At 51.8% G+C, this 21,869-nt stretch carries 21 protein-coding genes; 8 read left to right on the forward strand and 13 right to left on the reverse strand.

All coding sequences use genetic code 11. The features are described from left to right. Positions 1 to 194 precede the first annotated feature (194 nt). Both ACQ6WK_RS15840 and ACQ6WK_RS15845 read left to right on the forward strand, forming a co-directional pair. Entirely contained in the window at positions 195 to 1,400 is a 1,206-nt protein-coding gene (locus ACQ6WK_RS15840) for an HD-GYP domain-containing protein (protein WP_432798362.1), read from the forward strand. A 69-nt stretch (positions 1,401 to 1,469) separates the two neighbouring features. Then, positions 1,470 to 1,775 carry an MTH1187 family thiamine-binding protein gene (locus tag ACQ6WK_RS15845; protein ID WP_432798363.1) on the forward strand — a complete coding sequence of 102 codons (306 nt, stop codon included), beginning with the start codon at positions 1,470 to 1,472 and terminating at the stop codon, positions 1,773 to 1,775. 33 nt (positions 1,776 to 1,808) lie between these two features. Here ACQ6WK_RS15845 and ACQ6WK_RS15850 read toward each other — a convergent pair whose 3' ends face one another. The 7 genes from ACQ6WK_RS15850 to ACQ6WK_RS15880 all read right to left on the reverse strand — a co-directional run bounded on the left by ACQ6WK_RS15850 (position 1,809) and on the right by ACQ6WK_RS15880 (position 8,065). Beyond that, a complete protein-coding gene (locus ACQ6WK_RS15850) occupies positions 1,809 to 2,711 on the reverse strand; it encodes a DMT family transporter (protein WP_432798364.1) in 903 nt (300 codons plus the stop codon). A gap of 150 nt (positions 2,712 to 2,861) precedes the next feature. Further along, positions 2,862 to 4,406, reverse strand: coding sequence for a hypothetical protein (locus tag ACQ6WK_RS15855; RefSeq protein WP_432798365.1), 1,545 nt, complete (start codon positions 4,404 to 4,406; stop codon positions 2,862 to 2,864). A gap of 74 nt (positions 4,407 to 4,480) precedes the next feature. Then, positions 4,481 to 4,909: a hypothetical protein gene (locus ACQ6WK_RS15860; protein WP_432798366.1), complete on the reverse strand. Its 429-nt coding sequence runs from the start codon at positions 4,907 to 4,909 to the stop codon at positions 4,481 to 4,483. Between the two features lie 29 nt (positions 4,910 to 4,938). Continuing rightward, positions 4,939 to 5,544 carry a ParB N-terminal domain-containing protein gene (locus ACQ6WK_RS15865; protein ID WP_432798367.1) on the reverse strand — a complete coding sequence of 202 codons (606 nt, stop codon included), beginning with the start codon at positions 5,542 to 5,544 and terminating at the stop codon, positions 4,939 to 4,941. A gap of 51 nt (positions 5,545 to 5,595) precedes the next feature. Next, positions 5,596 to 6,318: an ATP-binding cassette domain-containing protein gene (locus ACQ6WK_RS15870; protein ID WP_432798368.1), complete on the reverse strand. Its 723-nt coding sequence runs from the start codon at positions 6,316 to 6,318 to the stop codon at positions 5,596 to 5,598. A gap of 53 nt (positions 6,319 to 6,371) precedes the next feature. Then, positions 6,372 to 6,908, reverse strand: a complete 537-nt coding sequence (locus tag ACQ6WK_RS15875; RefSeq protein WP_432798369.1) for a hypothetical protein — start codon at positions 6,906 to 6,908, stop codon at positions 6,372 to 6,374. Between the two features lie 236 nt (positions 6,909 to 7,144). Continuing rightward, entirely contained in the window at positions 7,145 to 8,065 is a 921-nt protein-coding gene (locus ACQ6WK_RS15880; RefSeq protein WP_432798370.1) for a hypothetical protein, read from the reverse strand. Positions 8,066 to 8,503: 438 nt separating this feature from the next. Between ACQ6WK_RS15880 and ACQ6WK_RS15885 the strand changes: the two genes are divergently transcribed. The 3 genes from ACQ6WK_RS15885 (at position 8,504) to ACQ6WK_RS15895 (ending at position 12,622) form a co-directional block, all read left to right on the forward strand. Further along, positions 8,504 to 9,427, forward strand: a complete 924-nt coding sequence (locus ACQ6WK_RS15885; RefSeq protein ID WP_432798371.1) for an ABC transporter permease — start codon at positions 8,504 to 8,506, stop codon at positions 9,425 to 9,427. Positions 9,428 to 9,641: 214 nt separating this feature from the next. Further along, a complete protein-coding gene (locus ACQ6WK_RS15890) occupies positions 9,642 to 11,780 on the forward strand; it encodes an amylo-alpha-1,6-glucosidase (RefSeq protein WP_432798372.1) in 2,139 nt (712 codons plus the stop codon). A 185-nt stretch (positions 11,781 to 11,965) separates the two neighbouring features. Continuing rightward, positions 11,966 to 12,622, forward strand: a complete 657-nt coding sequence (locus ACQ6WK_RS15895) for an HAD family hydrolase (RefSeq protein ID WP_432798373.1) — start codon at positions 11,966 to 11,968, stop codon at positions 12,620 to 12,622. On the opposite strand, the gene ACQ6WK_RS15900 is transcribed toward ACQ6WK_RS15895, so the two are convergent. The 4 genes from ACQ6WK_RS15900 to ACQ6WK_RS15915 all read right to left on the reverse strand — a co-directional run bounded on the left by ACQ6WK_RS15900 (position 12,597) and on the right by ACQ6WK_RS15915 (position 17,401). Further along, on the reverse strand, positions 12,597 to 13,727 hold the full coding sequence (locus ACQ6WK_RS15900; protein WP_432798374.1) for a DUF4185 domain-containing protein: 1,131 nt from the start codon (positions 13,725 to 13,727) through the stop codon (positions 12,597 to 12,599). The two genes, ACQ6WK_RS15895 and ACQ6WK_RS15900, sit on opposite strands and share 26 nt — an antisense overlap. Before the next feature lie 46 nt (positions 13,728 to 13,773). Further along, a complete protein-coding gene (locus tag ACQ6WK_RS15905; RefSeq protein ID WP_432798375.1) occupies positions 13,774 to 14,355 on the reverse strand; it encodes a DJ-1/PfpI family protein in 582 nt (193 codons plus the stop codon). Positions 14,356 to 14,525: 170 nt separating this feature from the next. Further along, entirely contained in the window at positions 14,526 to 16,277 is a 1,752-nt protein-coding gene (locus tag ACQ6WK_RS15910; protein ID WP_432798376.1) for a peptide ABC transporter substrate-binding protein, read from the reverse strand. A 230-nt stretch (positions 16,278 to 16,507) separates the two neighbouring features. Next, complete coding sequence (locus tag ACQ6WK_RS15915; protein ID WP_432798377.1) at positions 16,508 to 17,401, reverse strand: sensor histidine kinase; 894 nt, start codon at positions 17,399 to 17,401, stop codon at positions 16,508 to 16,510. A gap of 658 nt (positions 17,402 to 18,059) precedes the next feature. Between ACQ6WK_RS15915 and ACQ6WK_RS15920 the strand changes: the two genes are divergently transcribed. Continuing rightward, the gene (locus ACQ6WK_RS15920) at positions 18,060 to 19,214 is read left to right on the forward strand and encodes a ParB/RepB/Spo0J family partition protein (protein WP_432798378.1); all 1,155 of its coding nucleotides are present in this window, start codon (positions 18,060 to 18,062) and stop codon (positions 19,212 to 19,214) included. 80 nt (positions 19,215 to 19,294) lie between these two features. Here ACQ6WK_RS15920 and ACQ6WK_RS15925 read toward each other — a convergent pair whose 3' ends face one another. Then, the gene (locus tag ACQ6WK_RS15925; protein WP_432798379.1) at positions 19,295 to 20,056 is read right to left on the reverse strand and encodes a hypothetical protein; all 762 of its coding nucleotides are present in this window, start codon (positions 20,054 to 20,056) and stop codon (positions 19,295 to 19,297) included. A gap of 68 nt (positions 20,057 to 20,124) precedes the next feature. Then, the gene (locus ACQ6WK_RS15930) at positions 20,125 to 20,490 is read right to left on the reverse strand and encodes a zf-TFIIB domain-containing protein (RefSeq protein WP_432798380.1); all 366 of its coding nucleotides are present in this window, start codon (positions 20,488 to 20,490) and stop codon (positions 20,125 to 20,127) included. Positions 20,491 to 20,683: 193 nt separating this feature from the next. Between ACQ6WK_RS15930 and ACQ6WK_RS15935 the strand changes: the two genes are divergently transcribed. Further along, on the forward strand, positions 20,684 to 20,884 hold the full coding sequence (locus tag ACQ6WK_RS15935) for a hypothetical protein (protein WP_432798381.1): 201 nt from the start codon (positions 20,684 to 20,686) through the stop codon (positions 20,882 to 20,884). Between the two features lie 201 nt (positions 20,885 to 21,085). Beyond that, positions 21,086 to 21,835 carry an acetolactate decarboxylase gene (locus ACQ6WK_RS15940; RefSeq protein ID WP_432798382.1) on the forward strand — a complete coding sequence of 250 codons (750 nt, stop codon included), beginning with the start codon at positions 21,086 to 21,088 and terminating at the stop codon, positions 21,833 to 21,835. The last annotated feature ends 34 nt before the right edge of the window (positions 21,836 to 21,869 follow it).

The raw sequence follows: 21,869 nt of genomic DNA on the forward strand, positions 1-21,869 counted from the left end.
CAGCTTCATCATCAACACGCTTATCGCACCCTGCTGGTATGACGACATATTCCATGTGATTCTGTGCATGTAGATTCGTGCCTCACACCACATCACAGCAATCACGCGACCGAACCATACGCCTCGCAACAACATTCCGGGCAAAGCCCCCCGAACAACCGCAGGCTGCATTCATTTTTGGGAGCGAGTTTCATATGCTGCGAATCGATCTGGCCAACGCGCGTGAAGGCATGTCTCTAGCCCTGCCTGTTCAAAATCCAGAAATCCCCGCACGCACGCTCCTCAAAGCCGGCTTCACCCTCTCTCCTTCAATCATTAACAAACTTACCGCTGTTGGCGTCAAACAACTCTGGGTTCGTTACCCTGCTCTCGATTTCCTCGATAAATTCATCGACAACACCCGACTCCAAACCCACCATCATCTGGTCACCTCCATCACCGACACATTTGAACGGCTACAGACTCAAGCTGCCGCAAAAATGAACTACGACACTTATCTCTCCTCTGTAGCCAGCCTCGTCGACTCCATCATCTCCAATCCGACGACCTCTCTCTATCTCGGCAAACTCTGCGATTCCAACGACGCACTCATGCAGCACGCATCTTCTACCACCTACCTTGCTTGCCTCATGGCCATCAAACTCGAAGGTTATCTCGTCAAGCAGCGCAAACACGTCAATCCCGCCCGTGCTAAAGAATTCACCAACCTCGGCCTTGGTACCATGCTCCACGACATTGGCATCACCCAACTCGCTGCCGATGTCCGCAATGCCTATGACTACACCGAAGACGAAACCGATCCTGCATGGCAAGAACACCCCGCGCTCGGCTTCCGAATGGTTCGCGGCAAAGTCGACCCTTCTGCTGCCACTGTCGTGCTCAATCATCATCAACGCTTTGATGGTTCGGGCTACGCCGGCGCAGACTTCCCCCAACTTTCCGGCAACAACATCCATGTTTTCGCACGCATCGCCGCCGTTGCGGAACAATTTGATCGCCTCAAGAATCCAAACCGCATGCCCGAACAACCTACCGTCTTCGTCCTCCGCGCGATGACCTCGCTCCCACTCTCCGAAAAATTCGATCCTCAAGTGCTTACCGCACTCCTCGACGTTGTTCCCCCCTATGCTCCTGGCTCTATCGTCAAGCTCTCTGATGACCGACATGCCGTCGTCATCGATCATAATAAACACGACCCTTGTCGTCCCATGATTCAGATCATCCCCGATCCCGAAGAAATCGCTGGATCAGAATCCGTCCCCGCCGGTCCACAAATCGACCTATCTCAATCAACCCGTGGCCTCTACGTCACCTTTGCTGAAAACCACGATGTTGCCGACCTCAACTTCTCCAAACCCACCCTCGCTGGCGTGCACTCTCTCGCCGAAGCAAACTGGTAAATCCAGTCTCTGAACACATACAATAACGTGCATCCAGACCAATCTTTTTCATTTATGAAAGGGTACATCATGCACGTCATCATCGATCTTTGCGTCGTCCCTATAGGCGTTGGTGTTTCGGTCTCCAAATATGTCGCCGCTTGCCAAACCATACTCCATAAACACAACCTAGCCCACACCATGCATGCCTACGGCACAAACATTGAAGGCGACTGGGATACCGTCATGACTGCGATCAAAGAATGCCATCAAACCATCCACGACATGGGCGCTCCCCGCATCACCACCACCATCAAGCTCGGCACTCGCACCGACCGACCACAATCCATGCAAGATAAAATTGATTCCGTCAATACCAAACTAAGCGCTGATTAGACCAACACGGTAGTGATGACGATATACCTTTAATCACGCAATCACAGACTCCCTGAGACGGGGCTTCTGCGAAGGCCATTGCACTAACGCAGTCATCCCTAAAATAACCCCTAATGCCACCATCTGCCGCCATGTCACCGCCTCCCCATCCACCCATCCCCAAAACACCGCAAAGCTGCACACAACATACGTCACCATTCCGGCAAACAGCGGCCCCCTCGCCCCAATCAAGACATAAAACCACCACATTGACAGTCCCGTACCAATCACACCTAAAAACACCACACATCCCAGAGCAAAGCTGATTCCGCCCCAACTCGCGTCCTCAATCACCTCTCCCCCTAAACCAATCGGCAAAACCACTAGCGCCCCCAAACCCAACGCACTCATCGCCAATAAAACCGATGGCACACTTCCCAACCGCCGCTTCACAAACACGTTGCTTACCGCATAGCTCAACGGCACACTCACCGCCCATATAAAATCTAGCCATGAGATAGACCGCTCCACCGCATCCCCAAACAACATCCACACTCCAATCAACCCACCAATCACACCGATCAATTCCCTCACCTTCGGCCATACTCCCAACATCGGCACGCTCACCAGAATCGTAATCAATGGCGTCAAACAAACCATCATCCCAAAGAACGCGCTATTGTCATATTTCCCAATCAAATATGGCTGCATCGAGAACGGCCACGCCATCCCCACAAACGCAGGCACCAATACTGCCCATCTATCTTTCCGAACCATCCTTCCAAATGCACCTAAATGCTTTTGATTGCCTCGCCTCATTACTAACCACAACAACCCTAGAAACACTGCCCCCCCAAACAGCCGCACACCCCCCACCGTCAGCGCACCAAACACCACCCGCCCGTACTTCATCAGCACAAAACTCAATCCCCACACAAAACATATCGCTAGGAACATCAGATAATGCACAAGCAACCTTTCATCCCCGCAGCATCCGAGCTTAGCCGCGTAATCATACACCCACAATCACACAACCCCTAGGATCGGTCCAACCCTCCACGCAAGCTAAACATTCCCGACAATCTAACACTTCTTCAATTTATCACATCACAAATATCGGCCCATAACCACACCACCCCCCTGACGTTCATTCGCCATATTAATTAGCATGTATCTTAATGCATCGCATACATGATCCGCGCCGTCTTTTACTGGCTCCTGCCTGCCTTCATGGCGCGCATCAAAATGATACCGCTCCAGCCCTTCAATTAATTGCTCACACCGTGGATGGATGATCAACTCACCGTGGTCCATCATCTTTCGTACCAATTCAATCCCTTCTCGTAAACCGCTCCGCTTCGCGCGTATCTCATAGCCCATCTTCCGTAACATCGCTACATCACTCTCCCCTGTATGCAGATTCCGCGCCTGCCCTGCAGGATCAACGCCCAACCACTTTGGTCGATTCAATCCATGCCACTCACACATCCCGCCGATCTTTTTCGCATGTTCTTCTAGCCGCTTTCCACCTTCCACGTGCTCCGCAACAACATACACAACGCGCTTTTGCTCTTCGCCTATCTCATGATTAGATGCCTCTACCACCTGTGCAAGCACAACTACCGTTGGGCTTCTCATCCCAAAATCCATCCCGCCAATCACAAGCTTAGTACCCCCACCAACCATCTCGCGCACATGCACATCCCGCTTAAACTGTGGGTACACCAGATCACTCACTTTTACCCCTCGGCACATCATCTCACTATCCCACACCCCCCTGCTTGTCCGCTTCCACTGACTCACCAAATCATCCACCCGCACAAATCCGCTTGCTGCCTTTGCCCTTCCTGCACAATCTTTCTGCAAACAACATGTGTCACAACCACGATTTTCTTCACACTTCTCAATCACATCCATCGCATTCCAACGAAACACCTCTCGTCCCTGCCGAAGAAGTTCGCTCATCAATCCCCCCGCCCGATGCATCGTCGACATCGCCTCAATGCTCCCCCGTACCCACACATCGCCACACCATCCTGACTTGGTTACCAACTGGGCAGCCTCCCATATCTCCTTCTCAAACTCCTCCACTTCATCGCATCGTAATTTATGCACCCGTACCCCACGTACTGATCGCTGGCTTTGCGATAGAATCTCCACCCGACTTCCATTCACCATCTCAATCTTCCGCTGCGTTGGCTCCCCTTTCACCACACCGCGCAACATTGGCCGCTCCAACAATCCCAATAAATGCTCATACATCCGGCCTGACTGTTCTAACGACCCACCCAAAATCCGCACCTGTATCCCCGGCTTAAACAGCATGTCCATCAACGTCGCTACCGCACCAAGCAGCGTCTTCCCCCCACCCCGATTCGCCCACACAACAGCATCAACACTCTCCTTGCTCGTATCATCTGCCTCATGATCTACTATACGTCGATCATCATCGTAAATTTCCTGTTGCACACTTTCAGAGGCAGGCAAGACACCTTCAAAGAACGCCCAAACTAAATACGCAAACGGCGAACTGCTGCCTTCCTCCATCGCTTCCCGTGGAACATTTAATCCCAATACCCGTTTCACAAACAGATGCAGTTCTCCTTCATCGCGCGGGCGCACCCCAGATAGCACCTTCATCACATCACTCATTCGCTTTCACCTCCTGCGCCACCTATCCAACTCCTATCCATCGATTAAACCAATGATCACATCAGCAAGCCACACTATGCTTCACTATCTGCAGCGCCGTACAGCAAGCCACGAAGCTCTCCTGCATCTACCGCGGTTTCTTCTCCACCTGTATCACTCTTAAGCACAACTTTTCCTTCTGCCCGCTTCAGATCTAGCTTGAGTAAATCCACACACGCCTTCCGCGACACTTCCGCCGAAGCATTTTCATCCTCTCCTGATGCCAATCTCACCAAACGATCAGCCGCCAATAATCGAAACCGCGATAACATGAGCTGCGTCTGCATATCCGCGAGATAACACAACCCCGCCAGCGTCTGCGCGTTCTCCTGCTCCGCCGCCCATTCCGAAAGATCATCCACACGTAACCGATACCGTTCCGCCAACGCCTTAAGATCATGCTTCGCATCAAGCATGTCTTCCACCAACCGTCGCCCCGTCGTCTTACCAATTTGTTTCGACATCTCACCCTCACATTCAAACATCCATTGGTTCAGTCATCACCACATACAACCAGCTTCATGAGCGCTTCCTCTCTTGCTCCACCAATCTCATTAAGCCGTTTATCTAACAGTGCCTTCTCCTCTTGCTTCAGAAAGAAATGCACGCTCACCGGAAGATCCGCTGCCGCTCTGGATGCGCGTACCTTCACCTCACCCCGCGCCACATCCAACAGCTTTTCCAGTCGTTCTCTTCCCTCAGGAACCAACTTCGCAAACACATCAAGATTACCATCTGATCGCTCCCGCAATATCGCTAGCAGCTCACCCCGCTTCTTCACATCGTCCTCACCCACCAACCGATTCAATGTTGCAAGCAACATCATCGCTTCATCATCATCCACTTCCCACACCACACATAGCGCCACCCGCTCATCTAAATCTCGCAACACCTGTACACGATGATGCCCATCAAGAATTTCATATTCCTCACATACGTCCTGCCCATCCTCCTTCAGTGGGCGAACAATAATCGGCGGATACCGCCCTGTCCGTTCAACATGTCCCTTTAATTTCTCATACCGCTCCCCCACCAATTCATTGCAGTTCATCGGGTGCGCGACAAGTGCAGCTAAATCAATCTCTACAAGATCATCCATCTCTTCTTTCTCCATCCATCTATTTAACTACTAAACCCACTTTGACATCATTCATTGGCAAGCCATGAGTCGATCCTTCTCATACATACTCACCTCTCCACCGAGCCCCTTTTCTACCAACACATTCGCTTCAAACGCCTCCAACAAATCGTCGTGCGTCGTTGCCGCCATAAAGCACAGCCGCCTCCCCTGCTCACTCCGCACATACTTGCCAATATTCCGCGCAATCACTTTCGCTGTCAGTCGATCCAACGTCGCCCCAAACTCATCCGCCATCACCACCACCAAGTGATCCTCAACTTCTTCCCTGCTTAATACTTCTGCCTCGCAAATCGCCTTCGCCAATCGCAATCGATATCGCTGCCCATCACTCAACTCTTTCGGCTTACGCAGCATCACAAACGCATCATTCAATCCGGATACACTAAGCCACCGCAACACATCGCTCAGCCGCTCCTCACCAAACTGATCTACCACCGGCAAGTCCCCCTCCAAATCCCCCCCCTCGAAATCAATCACCCGCACATCCTCGCGCACCTCCAACCGCTGCTTTAACAACTTCAGAATCGTCGACTTACCACTCCCACTCGCCCCCGTCACATACACCACCTCCCCTCCCCCGAGCCGTACACGGGTCCGCGGCAACACCACCTCTTCACGTGTTTCATCCACCCCTAAACCAAACATCGCCGCCACACGTAACACATGATCACTCGGCTCGGCCAACGTACAAACCCGTTTACCAATCGTAATCTCAATCATCTTTTTAATCATCGCTGCCTCCGGTTTACATCAATCGTTAACCATCAATTACCAATACATCTTTCTCACATATACCGTCGCCCACGATGAGCGTGATCAAGCCGCCCTATACCAAGCCTCGCCGCTTCCCCAGGCCCTACCCGCCGTTCACTCAGTCCACCGCGTGGCGACAAGCCCAACCCCAACCCCCGCACAAGCGCTCGAATTTCTGCCACATCCCGTCGCACCCGATGTAAAGTCACCCCCATCGCCGCCGCCGCGCTGCGCAAACTTTTCCCAGCCACAAACACCTCGTCACCCGTCCGTACCAATTCCGCCGGCACCCGTTCTCGCATCTCAGTCAACATCACAAACTCAGCCTCACGCACCCGCGCGCACAACCGCTTGAATCGTCTCCGCACAACCGGCTCACGCTCCCCAAAAATCTCAGCCGCCTCTGTCACACTGCTCCCGTGACGCACCACCTGCTCGACCAACAATCGTTCCCGTCTCGGTAAGTGTCGCGCCATCTCCAACAATCCCTCGACATCATCACGAACCTCGCCCCGCCGTTCAGCATCCATGGCTGTCACTCCGCTCATTTCTCCAAATCGCTGGATCATGTTCTTACCTCACTATCGCTAAAAGTTCGTATTTTGTTAGGTATACTTCATTCAAACACAGTCACCACTGACCGTCAATGACTCAATCCAAAGTGGCTGACACGACGCAGTCACTAGCTGCAACCAACTTATGACAAAACACTTACAACACAATCCGCACCCCGATATGACTCATCACGCCCCATCTTCACACAACCTACCCACAATCTTTCCACCAACCTGTTTTCGGTCCAAACTCATGCCCATTCTCTCGACCATAAATAATACATTGGCTCGAAGAACAGCCGCTCACGCATCAACACGAGACGCGAACAAAGTTCATTCATTTGCTCATCACCACCCCAAGCCATCGCAGCCATCTTCTTTTCACATCCATATCGCCGCATGTAAAGCGAACTCCATCGCCAAATTTCTCTAAGTAGCCACGCTCGTTCAGCTTCATCCATTTCCATAATCCATCGCGCACAAACTTCAATCCGCGACACCATCCCCGCATCAATCCCCACGCGACTCATCGCTGCCTTCAACCGCGCATCCGGCTCATGCTCTCCTCTCGCATAAACCCGCATTCCCGCACGCTCAAAGAATGGATTCACATGACCCATCACAGCCAACGACTCCGTAAACCGCGTCGTCGCTGTCGCAAGTGCCTCCCTCACCAACCACACTGCCAAACCCAACCCACGCCATTGCGGATGCACCACCACCCGACTGATGCACCGCACTTCACCGTTCAACAGTCGCACGCCCTCCCGCGCCGTCAACCCACTCCCGCTATAACGCTTATCCAACGCATAATCTCGCGCTTTGCTGGATAGTGCCGGCAAGCTCTCCACCAGAACTCCAACAATCTGTCCATCCGCCACAACGTCACACTTTGCCTGCACCTGCTGTTTCTTATCTGCCACGATCGAATAACCAGCTCGATCTTGCCGTGCACCTGCGTACTCAAGCACCAACACACGCGTCATGCACGCTGGCCGATGCGCTCGGTAATGAAATCGCCCCAATGCTGCATAATCTCGCCCACATCCTTTCCGCAAAACCAATTCCCCATGGGCATCCCACCGATCACCACGCGAAAAACGCGCCGCAAGATCACTCTCGTGCGTTTCATTCAGACCCCTTATATCTTGGTGATTCAGATTACGATTCAAATGCACGTCCTCCAGACAAAACCCCATGCAAACTCCAAACCTCTAACCTTAAACAGGTTACCCTCTTTCTCCATCCCCCTTTCATTCAAACGCTCGCATGATTGGCACGATTCTCGTCGTATGTGCGCACAGAAATCCCGCCTCACACGGAATACGCTTTAAATCCTTTATGAATCAGCAACAAAACCAGTCCCCCTACCAACCTTCCCTACACTTTCTATAGATTCACCACCACCCTGTGCGCGCCGTCACTTAACATACCAAACAATAAATACGCCCCTTACTTCACGCTGGTCGCTCCGCGCCCCCCCGGTTACAATCTTCTCGGCCTGATTAGCCGCGAAGCCCAGCACACCACTTGGCTTCAATTGGTACTGGGGTTCAACCTTCGCTTAACACGATTGATTTCACCGTCGCGCCACCACCCCAAGAGGCACCATGCTCCGACTCATCGTTTACAGACTGCTTCAGCTCCCGGTCATCTTGGCCATCGTCTTCATCGTCACCTTCACCCTCGTTTGGATCGTCCCCGGCAATCCCCTCGACAATCCCGAAGGCAAACGCCCTCCCGCCGAGGTCGTCGAAGCCATGAAACGTGAATACAACCTCCACTCCCCTTGGGCTTTCTGTAAGTCCTACCTCACCAACGTCTTCACAAAAGCCGACTTCGGCCCGTCCCTCTACTACCAAGACCAACGTGTCTCCTCCATCATCTCGTCTTCTCTCCCCGTCTCTATTCAGATCGGTGCTGCCGCCATGGTTGTCGCCATCTTCCTAGGCACACTCGCCGGCATCCTCGGCGCTCTCAAACCCGGCTCCTTCCTCGACTTCTCCTCTATGGCCATGACCCTCGTCGGAGTCTCCCTTCCCAACTTCGTCACAGGCTCACTCTTCCTCGTCCTCTTCGCCACCATGCTCGGACTCTTTCCCACCGGCGGATGGGGCCACCTCGACCAACTCATCCTCCCCGCCATCACACTCGGGCTCATGCCTTCTGCCTACATCGCCAGACTCGTCCGCCTCGGCCTCGCCGACGTCATGAACTCAGATTTCGTCCGCACCGCCCGCGCCAAAGGCCTCTCTCGCAACAAAGCCCTCTTCAAACACGCACTCAAAGTCGCCTATCTCCCCGTCGTCTCCTACCTCGGACCCGCCACCGCCTCCGTCATGACCGGCTCATTCGTCATCGAAAAAGTCTTCAATCTCCCCGGCATGGGCGAACACTTCGTCAACGCCGTCCTCAACAAAGATCAATTCCTCATCCTCGCAGTCGTCCTCACCTACGCCACCATGCTCGTCTTTTTCAACCTCGCCGTTGACATCGCCTACGCCTACGTCGATCCCCGTATCTCCCTCGACTAAGCCGCCGCTTTTCTCAAGCCCACACGTTCCATGTGTGAAAGCCTTCCCATTTTCCCAAGCCCATTCGCTCTGTGGATGGGATCTTGTCTTCCCTCTCTTTTCTCCCTCTCCACTTCTAGCCCCCGCCTCTATTTGCCGATAAAGGTATCGGTGTGCGTCTGCTTTCCTGTGTGCAGACTTGCGATATAGGATTGGTACAACAAGCGAGCAGATAATGTCCAAGACGACAAACGACTGGATCACACACAGGTTCACACAACAAGACAACGTCCAACACATGGCCGAGCAGGAATGGCTTCTCACTAACGGCACCGGCGCCTTTGCCTCCGGCACCGTCATCGGTTGCAACACCCGCCGTTATCACAGCCTCCTCTGTGCCACAAAACATCCCCCTGTTGAACGCCAAATACTCATCCCCCAGCTCTTCGAACAACTCCAACTCCACAAACCCAATGATGCCGACCAAGACATTGAGCTCACCACCTGCGCTTTCCGTAACAGCACCAACACCGCCACAACCTATGCGCCCCAAGGCGCACTCATGCTCGAATCCTTCGAGCGCGGCCTTACCGTCACCTGGACCTACGCATACGAAACCCTCCGTTTCCAGCGCGCTCTCAATCTCCACTGGAAACAGCAAGCCGCCACACTCACCTACCGCATCTGGAATCTCGATCCCGATCAATACAAATCTGCCACACTCTATCTCTCCCCAATGACCCTTCTCCGCGATTTCCACGAATTGCTCAAACACGACACCCCCGATCAACCCACCTTCCAACACGATAACAACATCCTTCGCATCTCCCGTGCAAACACCACCGCCACACTCCAATCCAGCCTCGGGCGCTTCCAACCAGCACCTGACTGGTGGTACAACATCTTCTACCCCATCGAACAATACCGCGGACAAGACGACCGCGAAGATTACTTCATCCCCGGCCGATTCAACATCCCACTCACCAAAGACATTTTCTCACCCACCCAAGAAAATGCGCTTACCCTTCACATCACCCTCGCCCTCGGCGACCAACCCGCCGAACCCGAACCGTTCCCTACACAACGTATCAAACACCTCAGTCCTATTCTCACTAAACTCCAAAACGATCACGACAAAACCGATCTCCTAAACCGCTCACCCAAAACCATCCACCAACTCCATCAACAATTCTCCATCGCTTCCGATGATTTCATCGTCCAGCGCACCGTCCACAACCGTGCCCTCTCCACCATCATTGCTGGCTACCCTTGGTTTGCTGACTGGGGACGCGATACCTTCATCGCACTTCCCGGCCTCATGCTCACCACCGGCAGACTCACCGAAGCAAAATCCACACTCCAAACCTTTGCCGCCGCCATCCAAAACGGACTCATCCCAAACCGCTTCGATGACTACGACGACTCCGCCGCGCACTATAACACCGTTGACGCATCGCTCTGGTTCATCCACGCCGCACACGCCTACCTCCACGCATCAAACGATCAAGACGCCTGGCAATCTTGGCTCTCAGAAGCTTGCATCAAAATCATCGAAGCCTATCAGCACGGCACCGACTACAACATTCACATGACCGTCGACGGCCTTATCTCTGCGGGTGATCCCAACACACAACTCACATGGATGGACGCCAAATGCAACGACATCGCTTTCACCCCCCGCTACGGTAAAGCCGTCGAAATCTCTGCACTCTGGTTCCACTGCCTCACCCTCCTCAGCGTCTCACTCCGCAAAGCCAACAAACCTGAACATGCGACTGCCTATAGCAAACTTGCCAAACTCGTAAAGAAAAACTTCATCACAACCTTCTGGAACTCAGACACCAACGCCCTCTACGATGTCATCTATATTGATGAGCATGGCAACCTCCAAAAAGATCCTGCCATCCGACCCAACATGCTCTTCGCCTGTTCTCTCGAACACTCGCCCCTCCCTCTTACCAAACGCAAAGCCATCATCGAAACCGCCCGACAAAAACTCCTCACCCCACTTGGCATGCGTACGCTTGCCGAAGATGATCCTCGTTTTGAACCTCACTACATCGGCGATCAATTCAACCGCGATAAAGCCTACCACCAAGGCACCATCTGGCCGTGGCCCATCGGCACCTTTGCCGAAGCCGTCCTTCGCACCGGCAAGTTCTCTAAAAAATGCCGCCGCGAAGCCTTCGCCATCATCGAACCTCTACTCGACCGCCTCACCCAAAACGGCGTCGGCCAACTCCACGAAATCTTCCAGGCCGAATCCATCCCAGATGCCTCCGCACCCGACTCGCACAAACCCGTCGGCTGCCCCGCCCAAGCATGGTCCATCTCCGAAACACTCCGCCTGCTCAACCTCATTGAAAAACCCTAACCCCCCGGAAGTGCAATCAGATATTATCTAACCGTCGATTAGACAGAAACCGCTCTTCTAAATAGCCGCGACCAAACTTGGTCGTCGGTCTTCATCCTCTGCGCTCTCTGTGGTTCTTCTTCTCTTCCTTATCTGCGATCCCCCCTCCACTCGCCCTCCCACCAACTCCCTGCTAACATCATTCCATGAATCTCAAAGCCATCATCTTCGACATGGACGGCGTACTCTGCGATAGCGAACCCTTCATCATCGCCGCTGCATCCCTCATGTTCAAACAAAATCACAACACCACCGTCCAGCCCGAAGACTTCCTCCCTTTTACCGGCACCGGCGAAGCGCGATTCATCGGCGGCGTTGCCGAAAAATACAACGTCATCCTCAACCTTGATCGCGACAAGCAACAAACCTACACCAACTACATCAACCTCATCCAAAACAAGCTCACTCCCCTACCCGGCTCCATCGACTTCATCCGCGCCGCCAAAGACCGCAACCTCAAAGTCGCTGTCGCTTCTTCCGCCGACCGAATCAAAGTCGAAGCCAACCTCAAACAAATTGGCTTCGATTGGGACGACTTCCAAACCATCATCACCGGTTCATGTGTCACTCAACACAAACCCAATCCTGAATGCTTCATCCTCGCTGCCGACGGTCTTGACGAACCCTACGAAAACTGCCTTATTGTCGAAGACGCCGTCGCCGGTGTCCAAGCCGGCAAAGCAGCGAGCTGCAAAGTACTCGGCCTCACCACCTCCTTCACATCATCCGACCTCACCGCCGCCGGTGCCGATTGGATCGCAAAGGATCTGTCTGACATTACTCTTGATGATTTGATCGCATGATCAAAAATCTTGGGTAGTACAGCCATCCCTTATACTCATCATTAAACAGCTCCCAAAAATCAAAACTGTTCGTGGCATAAGTCAGATACACATCATCAGCTTCATCCGTCACCAACTCCGGATGCGCCTTGCCCGCATACACAAAGATATTTTTCTCCCCACCTTCCTCAGGTGTATAAATCATCTGTGGCTTGGACCACGGGCCAGTCACCTTCGGCGCTGTCCGCACACCAAAACTTGTCCGACCAAAACCATAAGTCGCCACATGCACATACTGTTTTGCTTTTGCATCATAGTGCAGCGAATTCTCCGGCGATGCATCATCCATCACCATCAAAGGGTCCTCCCTATGAAGCTCCGATTCCGCTATCCATCCACGTTCATCCCCCATCCACCATGCCGCACGATCAAGCCGCCCCGCAATTAAATCCTCGATCTGGTACCGAACCAGCGCCCCCGCATGTTTACCCTTCGGCCGTATCGCCAACCCAATCAGATAATCTCCCTGAACCACAACCGCAGACGCAGGACAGTAACCCGTTTCAACACCCCCACCATCATGAATCACCACCTCCCACTTCGCCGGCTTGTCATCCGGATTCGCGATGACCGCTACCGCATATCCCTCCACCTCAAATCCCCACATGCCACCCTTCCCTGTCCTTCCCATGCTGAGCAAAAATACAATTAATGGTCCATCTGGCACACGATAGCCGCCACCCGGCCAATACCACTTCGCTTCCCCATCCTCATCCCGCACAAAAAACGATTTCGGTTTTTCTCCCGCCATCTCCTGCCAAACAAACCACATCTCTGCTTCTCGCGGATTCAACCCTTCCTGTACTGCAATCGAATTCCGCACCATCCCCGCATCACCACGGTCCTGTTCATCTGACGCAACCACAAGCGAATCACCGAACAGCCACAGCACACGCTCGTTCCCCAACGGCACCGTCAACGCCGCATCACCACCCAACCAGCGTGGATCTTGGTGAAATAAACGATCCGCTTGTTTGTCCTGCTTGACTTCAACATGCCCGGTAGATGTACAACCACACACCCACATCATCACAAGCAGCACACTGCACCATAAATGCAACTTCATGTAAATGCCCATCCAATTCGCCACTCAAACAGAATCTATCTATCGATTAGACACTGATCTCTGTTCCCAGCACTTTCAGAAACGCGCTGATCCAAGCCGGATGCGCAGGCCACGCCGGCGCTGTCACCCAATTGCCATCCACATGCACACCATCAATCGGCACATCCACAAACACGCCACCCGCCATCACCACCTCCGGCTTTACCGCAGGGTACGCGGTAAGCGATCGGCCCTGCACAACATCCGCCGCGGTAAGTACCTGGATCCCATGGCAAATCGCTGCAACCGGTTTATCTTTCTCCGCAAAGTGCTTCACGATCTCAATCACACGATCATTCAAACGGATATATTCCGGGGCCCGCCCGCCAGCTATCACTAGCGCCTCGTATTTGTCAGGATCAACATCTGCGAACGTGGCGTTGAGTGCAAAGTTATGACCCGGCTTCTCCGTGTAAGTTTGATCGCCTTCAAAATCATGGATCGCGGTACGAATCGTATCGCCAGATTTCTTTTCCGGGCACACCACATGCACGTTGTGCCCTACCATCAACAGCATTTGAAACGGCACCATGATTTCGTAATCTTCAACAAAATCACCAGCTAAGACGAGGATGTTTTTTGCGGACATGACGGTTCTCCATATAAGTCTTCAGTGTGTTTGCACAAATGTATCCTAGGCCGATCATCCCCCCGGGGAAAGGGCATACGGTTAAGAGCGCGCAAGAAAAAGCCGCCGGTTGCCCGGCGGTTATCTGTGTGTTTCATGATCTTGTTTAATACATCAATCTTTGCACATGTTTACTTCTTCACCTCTTCCACAAACTGAAGCTGCCAATCGTTCCATGGGTTGTCTTGCTGGCTTAACCCCTTCACCCTGTCTGCATCATAAAGACGAAGTTGGATCGGCTGATAGATCAGTGCCATGGGTTGCTCTTCAAGAAGAATCGTTTCAGCCTTATTGAATAGCCGCATACGCTCAGTCTGATCGGAGGTATTTGCTGCCTGATCCAGCAGATCATTATATTCCTTGTTAATCCAACCGGCATCGTTGTTGTTAGATGTATCTGACATCTTGTTCAGGAAAGTTGTCGGGTCGGGGTAATCGCCGTACCAAGCAGCACGTGCAATGTCGAAGTCTCTACGCCGAAGCTTATCACCGAAAACTTTCACTTCCAAACCTTGCAGCTTCACATTGATACCAAGATTGTTCTCCCACATCTTAATTACCGCTTGTGCCGTGCCTTCGTGAAAAGAGCCGGTGTTGTAGAGAAGTGTGAGTGAAGGGAAGTTTTCACCGTTGGGATAGCCTGCTTCTGCGAGTAGTTTCTTAGCTTGCTCAGGATTGAACGTCACCCCTGCTTCGATCGGTGATTTATATCCTTTGATGACGCCAGGCGGAATATAGGTCTTGGCGATCGGTTCGTGGAGCTGCGTCACACGGTCAACGATATATTGCCGATCAATCGCCATCGAAAAAGCGCGACGCACACGCGCATCGGCAAGCGGATTGTCCTCACCAGATGGAAGTTTGGGTTGGCAGTTGTAGTTATAGAAATACGTGCCGGCTGCGGTCATGACATGCGCATCAGGACGTTTCTCATTGATCAGATGCCCAGCAAGTGAGCCAGAGGTCGGAACATCAAGCCACATGTCGATCTTCTCACGTGGGTCTTCGTAGATACGAAACGCCGTTTGCGGATCACCAACGATGCGTTCGATCAGCGCGGTGTTCTTCATGTTCGCACGGTTCCAGTAATGCGGATTGGCCGCAAGATGGATGTATTGCTTGAACTTACGCTCTTTCAAAAAGTACGGACCATTGTTCAGGATTTTTTTAGCATCGGACCAATAAGTTGAGTTCGTGGTATAGGCTGCTGTATTCGCATTGATTGTCGAGACTGCTTCGACAGATAGCTTGTTCACCGGGGAGTAGGTGATGAATGCGGCTAGCTCAAGAAAATACGGCGTGGGCTTACCGAGAGTCACGATGACCGTGCGATCATCGGGCGTTGCAATTCCAACATTTTGCTTGAAGTGATCGAGGGTTTCTTGCCAAAGCTTATCTGCAGCTTCTTGATTGCCGGAGGGATTGTCTTTGACGAATTGAGAAAGCTTATCGGTTCGCCAATCGTAAAACGCTTTCGCCCCCTTGATGGGGTAGAACAATTCAACGTAGGAGGCGACTTGGTCGGGGAGCAAAGCACGCATCCACGCATAGGCAAAATCATGTGATGTGACCAACTCGCCGTTGGACCATTTGGCATCGCTGCGGATTTTAAATGTGTAGGTCATGTCGTCGTCAGAAACAGACCATGATTCAGCAACGGCGGGCTTAATAGTAAAGGTGGTGAAATCATAAGTAACCAGCGGTTCATACATGTTCTTCGCGAGACGAAGGTCATGTAGCCAACTCATTCGTTGTGGATCTAAAAAACTGTGCGGAGCGGTCGAGAGGTAAGTAAGGCCTTCATCGGGAGCGGAGGAACCACCACATGCAGTGAGGAATGTCGTGGCCAAAAGAGACAGGCAAAGACAGATCGATTTCAACATGAGAACTCCCGCAGATACGCGTCAGGTTAGAGCAAAGAATCGAGCGCGTGGCGATGCTTGCGCTGATCATTCATAACAGATGTCACATAACCTGCTCCGCCCGAGCATCCCATCACAATCGGGATCATTATACTGGCTGGCCTGTGGATAGGGAGCAAAACCTTGAGAGTATGCCTGTGGCAAATCTCTATTCCGTGCTTAGATGGAAAACAGAGAACAAAGAGAGAAGTCTAGGATGCTTGCTTATAACCAGCTGCGGTTGGAGTGGAGTGTTCTTCAGCTATGAGTGGTGACGCAGCGCGAATATTAATCGTAAACTCTGATCCCAAAACGGTTTGTGCTTTTTCGGCCCCCTGCCCCAGAGTAAAGGTAATGGTGCCGCCAGCTTCTTCGATAAGCTGCCGACAGATATGTAGCCCAAGCCCAGTTCCCTTTGGCGCCTCATCGCTAGTTGTCGTGCTGCGTGTCACAAAGGGATCAAACAAAGTTTCGCGGATATCCTCCGGCACACCCGGTCCAGTATCTGTAATCGCCAGACGGACACGGTCATCTTCGCTAGACGTGCGAATGGTAATGGTGCCGCCACTTTGCAGCAAAACTTTGCGTGCATTCAAAATTAGATTGAGCAACACCTGCTGAAGATGAACCGGGGAGATCGCAGCATAAAGTTCCGCATCAACATCAACCTCAAGATGAATCCCGTCTTTCTTCGGCTCACGAGCCAAGCAAGCAAGTGCACCATCAATTGCATCTTTGATGTTTGCAATATGAGAAGCCTGATCTTCCTCGCGGGCAAAATTCAGAAGCGAGCTGATGATCTCCGCGGCACGCTTGCTGCTATCCAGCGTGCGGCCGAGCGCTTTCTTCATGAATTCAGTGTCGTCAGGATTTGCCAACGCCATCTGCGAGTAGCTGATCATCGGGGTAAGAATATTGTTGAACTCATGTGCGATGACTGAGGAAATCGTGCCAAGTGTCACCAGACGATGAGAATGGGCAAGCCCTTCGCGCACAACTGCCAACTGCTCTTCAAGGTTTTGAAGATGCATCAGAACTTGGGCTGCTTCGCTACTGCTATGAGCCGCGGCTGGCTTTGGGGCAGCATTGGAATCGTCGGGCTTCATGATCACTCCACGTGGATTGCAGGTGCCTACCTGCACCCTATTAGACCTATCGGTGATAACTGCAGGGCAGCTTCATAGAGATCCGAGGGTTTGCAACGGTTATTCTCAAGGGATCAAGACGAAGATTGCGGATCGTAAGTAACTGCAATTACATAGCTAACCGTTGAGCTGCGCTGTCTCACCCAAACAATCCGCTACAACACCCCATCCTGACAACATATGTGAGAGGTGATTCAGCGTGTAACAATGAACGGACGTTACAGCCAGTACTAGGAGGCCGATCTTTATCGGAATGATCCGTGATCACATATATCCATCGGCTTCAAGAGTTGAGTGTTCCACGTGGAACATGGCGAAACGGAAATGATCATTGTTCATTGGAGTGGGCTTACTAATTAACTATGAGGGGAAGGCATATACCACTAATCACCACCCGACTGAATAAGAATGATTTACTCATCCCAATATCGCCTCTGTCTTCAATTTCACATGCCAGTAAAGCTAGCCGCGACCAATAGAACGTGTGGATAAGGCATGTTCCACGTGAAACATTTGTCATTCTCGAGATCGCTTTGTTAAACTGGCGAACAATCACGTGGGCTCGTTTGGGGCCGCAAGTGAATCTGAAGCATCCATTCGACCCGCTTAGGAGACGATCATGTCGACCAAGAAACGCGCATCCAGATTGGGTAGGGGGCTGAGCAGCCTGATGTCCAAACCCGTCCAGGTTGAAACAGCACCTCCAACGGCCGATGAAACTCCCCATGAAGCAGCAACAGCAGTAGTCAAACCTGCAGCAGTTGAGGTTCAGACGGATACCGCCGAAAGCCCAGCAGATATTGCCCCGACGAACGATGTTTCACGTGGAACCGATTCCAACATCGCTACCTCAGAAGCCGAACAATCAAGCACAGAGCTTGCGGAAACAGTCGCAGAGCAGGGCAATCAAACTGCTACCAACATGGATACACAAGCCGCAAAAGAATCGGGTATGCAATACTTGCCGGTCTCTGCAATCGTACCCAACCGCCATCAGCCACGGCAGGATTTTGATGAAACCGCTCTGAAAGGATTATCGGAATCGATCAAGCGGGATGGATTAATCCAGCCCATCATGGTTCGGAAAATCGATGGTGCCGTAGATGGTGAGGCGGCATATGAACTGGTTGCTGGCGAACGCCGATGGCGGGCATCCAAGCTTGCGGGGCTTGAAACGATCCCCGGATTCGTACGGGAGCTGGATGAAAAACAACTGGCAGAGCTGGCATTGATCGAGAACCTGCAGCGAGAGGATCTGAATCCGATCGAGCGGGCTGAAGCTTTCAAGAGGCTGGCAGACACCTTCGACTTAAGCCATGAACAAGTCGCGGACCGAGTTGGTGTAGAGCGACCTACGATATCTAACCACTTGAGATTACTGAGCTTATGCGATGACGTGCGCACGCTCATCAGGGCGGGGGCACTTTCAATGGGTCAAGCTCGAGCATTAGCCGGCTTGATGGATGAAGCCTCACAGATCGCGCTCGCACGGCAAGCGATCAAGGAGGCCTGGTCGGTCAGACAAATGGAAGCGGCTGTCAGAAAGCTCGCGGCCGGCGCCCCAAAACCGCAAGCTGATGACACCAAAGAAACCGCCAAGGCGCGGCGGTCGGCGCAGATGGCTGATCTTGAAAAGCATCTGTCGGAGCAGCTTTCAACAAAAATTAAAATCCGTCCCGGCCGAAAAAAAGGGGCAGGTACGCTGAGTATTGAATTCTATTCGGTGGATCAGTTTGATGAGCTGGTCGCCAAACTCGGCGGAAATCTCGAGTAGCTATAGGGCAGGGGGGGGACAGGCATTATTCTGGAATCACCTCAATGAACCAAGTTCATTTCGTGAAGTTCAATCGTTTACTATGGTTGAGTAATTGATGATGAATGGGCAGGCTGTTGCTTACTGACGATCTGATCGAGGATCATAATTTTCTGCCAGATCTTTCGAGATAAGCCGGTGGTCAGGGTTTCGATCTCATTGACTGCATCCAACACAACTGTGTCTTGAGAATACTGGGCGTGCAGCACCGCGATCTTCCCAATCATGGAAAGCAATTCGCTGCAGTAGTCAAGGTATCGGCCGAGCATGTATGGCGTCAGGTTGTTGGGATCGCGCGTATCCAGCTCAAATTGGTGGTATAGAAAATGCTCCGGGTCCTTAGCAAGTTGGTGCATATCGATGATGTGAGCAAGCACACGAAGTTGATGGAGCTTTTTGAGGATGCGTTGCCGCTTAATGCGCGACTCGAGAGTCACGAAAAAGATGATAGCAATACCAACATAGACAATACTACTGATTGCAGCTTCTGAACCCTCAAGCACTTCCCAACCCGGTGCAGAAGCAGAAAAATTCAGGTTCGTACTGACATATCCAATCAACGAAAGCAACGACACGACGAGCAGAATATTTACAAGCCGAAGTGTGATATTCGGGCGAGATATCTTCCGCGCATCACCGGCAGCCTGGGTTGCTAGTTGCTGAAGTTCGTGCGCAACACCGCTGATGTTTCGGCCAGGCAGAGAAGTATCGATGCGCTTCTGAATTTGCCGAATCGTGCGAACAATGCAGCTGTGGTCCAGAGCATAAAGATTGGTTTTAGATGGTGCTTGCGAATCAGTCATGTCACAACATGATCATATAAATAGCTAGTGTAAACAAAACTTTGATCGGCAGAGGAGGGAGTGAAGATTCAACCTCTCCAAATGCCGCGGAGCTGTTCACTGAGTGTGACGGTTACCGCATCTTTGAACTCGCCTGCATCAAGATATATACCACCGCAAGTTGAACACATTTCATATTGAATATGTGGTTGGTCATGGAACGACATCGCAACCATCAAGGTTTTGCACTTGGGACATTTAATATTGCGTTCCGTATTGTGGATGTTACCGGTCGAGGCATTGCCGGTATCAAGCGTATCTGCATCTTTGGTTTCCTTGAGCTTATCGAACTCAAGTGCATCAAGCCAAATCCCTGCACATGATGTGCAACGATCCACTTCGACTTCATCAACCGTAACAGCTTCCATCCCAGACTCGCATTTTGGACAATTCATGTTTCGCTCCGTGTGCTTTGTGATTGAGTATGCACATGATGATGAAAGTCAGGCTGTAGATCAATGCTGAAGTATCAATTATCGCAATTTTGCATCCATCGCACGCTTACTTGTCAAAAGTGCGACGCGCGACACCCGCTCAATGTTACAATCGCGTTATCTACGATTTCATCTGCATGTTAAGGGGTATTTCATGCTGCGTGTGATTTCTTATCTGATCGTGTTGAGTTTGCTGGCTTGTATGATAACGCCGATGGTGGGCTGTTATAGGAAGGAAACACGCCGATATGATATTGCGCCGGTCTTTCCATACCGCAAGCCGGGCTACGATGCTTACCGCACATCGAATAATCGGCCAAAGCCTGACAACATCAAACGCGAGTATCCGTGGTAACAATCAAATCTTCACATCTATAGATGTCACAATACAAATCTTATTATTTGAACTACTGATAAGTTGATGGGCGACCCTACACCATCGTTGCATTTTCCCTGCGCTACTTTATTCGCTCGCTTTCACGGCCGACGTAATAGGTGACATGGGCGAAGTAACCTCCCAGCACAATGAAACCTTTTTCCTCAGGGGACAAGCAAAATGAACAGACATGTACTTATGACGATGGGTGCCGTCGTTGTTGCCGGCTTAATAGGCTGCGAAACAACCAAGAAAGTGAAGTCGGTCAACCCGGGAACCTCGAATCAAATCGGTACCGCACAAGCGTTGATGATCGGCGCTTATCAACAGCAAGGCACTGTTGCTGAACTGCCACAGTACGGCAACTTCGGCATTGGTGTGACTGAAAATTTGAACGGTGAACTGATCATGCTTGACGGCGAAATCTATCAAGCATGCGTCGCGGATGAACTGTCGACACCGGCTCCAAATGTCGGCACACCGTTCATGACCATGTGCCACTTCACGCCAGATCGTACTTGGCCGATCGCAAATCAGATCAGCTATGCAGATCTTGAAAAGTTGATGGATGCGCAAGTCGTAAATCCAGAACACATCAGCGCAATCAAGATCACAGGTACGTTTGATACCGTGCGGTATCGTTGCTTGAGTCTGACACAGAATTACGTGCCATATAACGAAGCTGTCAAAAAAGAACACGTCTATGAAAATGACAATGTGAAGGGAACGCTCGTTGGCTTCTACTTCCCACCGTTCTTTGGCGACCTCAACTTCAAACGGTACACCTTCCACTTCATTCAAGATGATAAGCGTCATGGCGGTCACTTGATGGATTGCAAGCTACGTAATGGTCAAATTGAAATGATGCAGCTGCGTGACTTCTTCGTGAAGACTGGCAATGTGCAGCCACCAACTGCTTCGATCAGATAATTTTTCATACGCTGAAGTTACTAAACCATTAGGC

Origin of the sequence: Poriferisphaera sp. WC338 (assembly GCF_050931845.1) — a bacterium.
Classification (GTDB): domain Bacteria; phylum Planctomycetota; class Phycisphaerae; order Phycisphaerales; family Phycisphaeraceae; genus Poriferisphaera.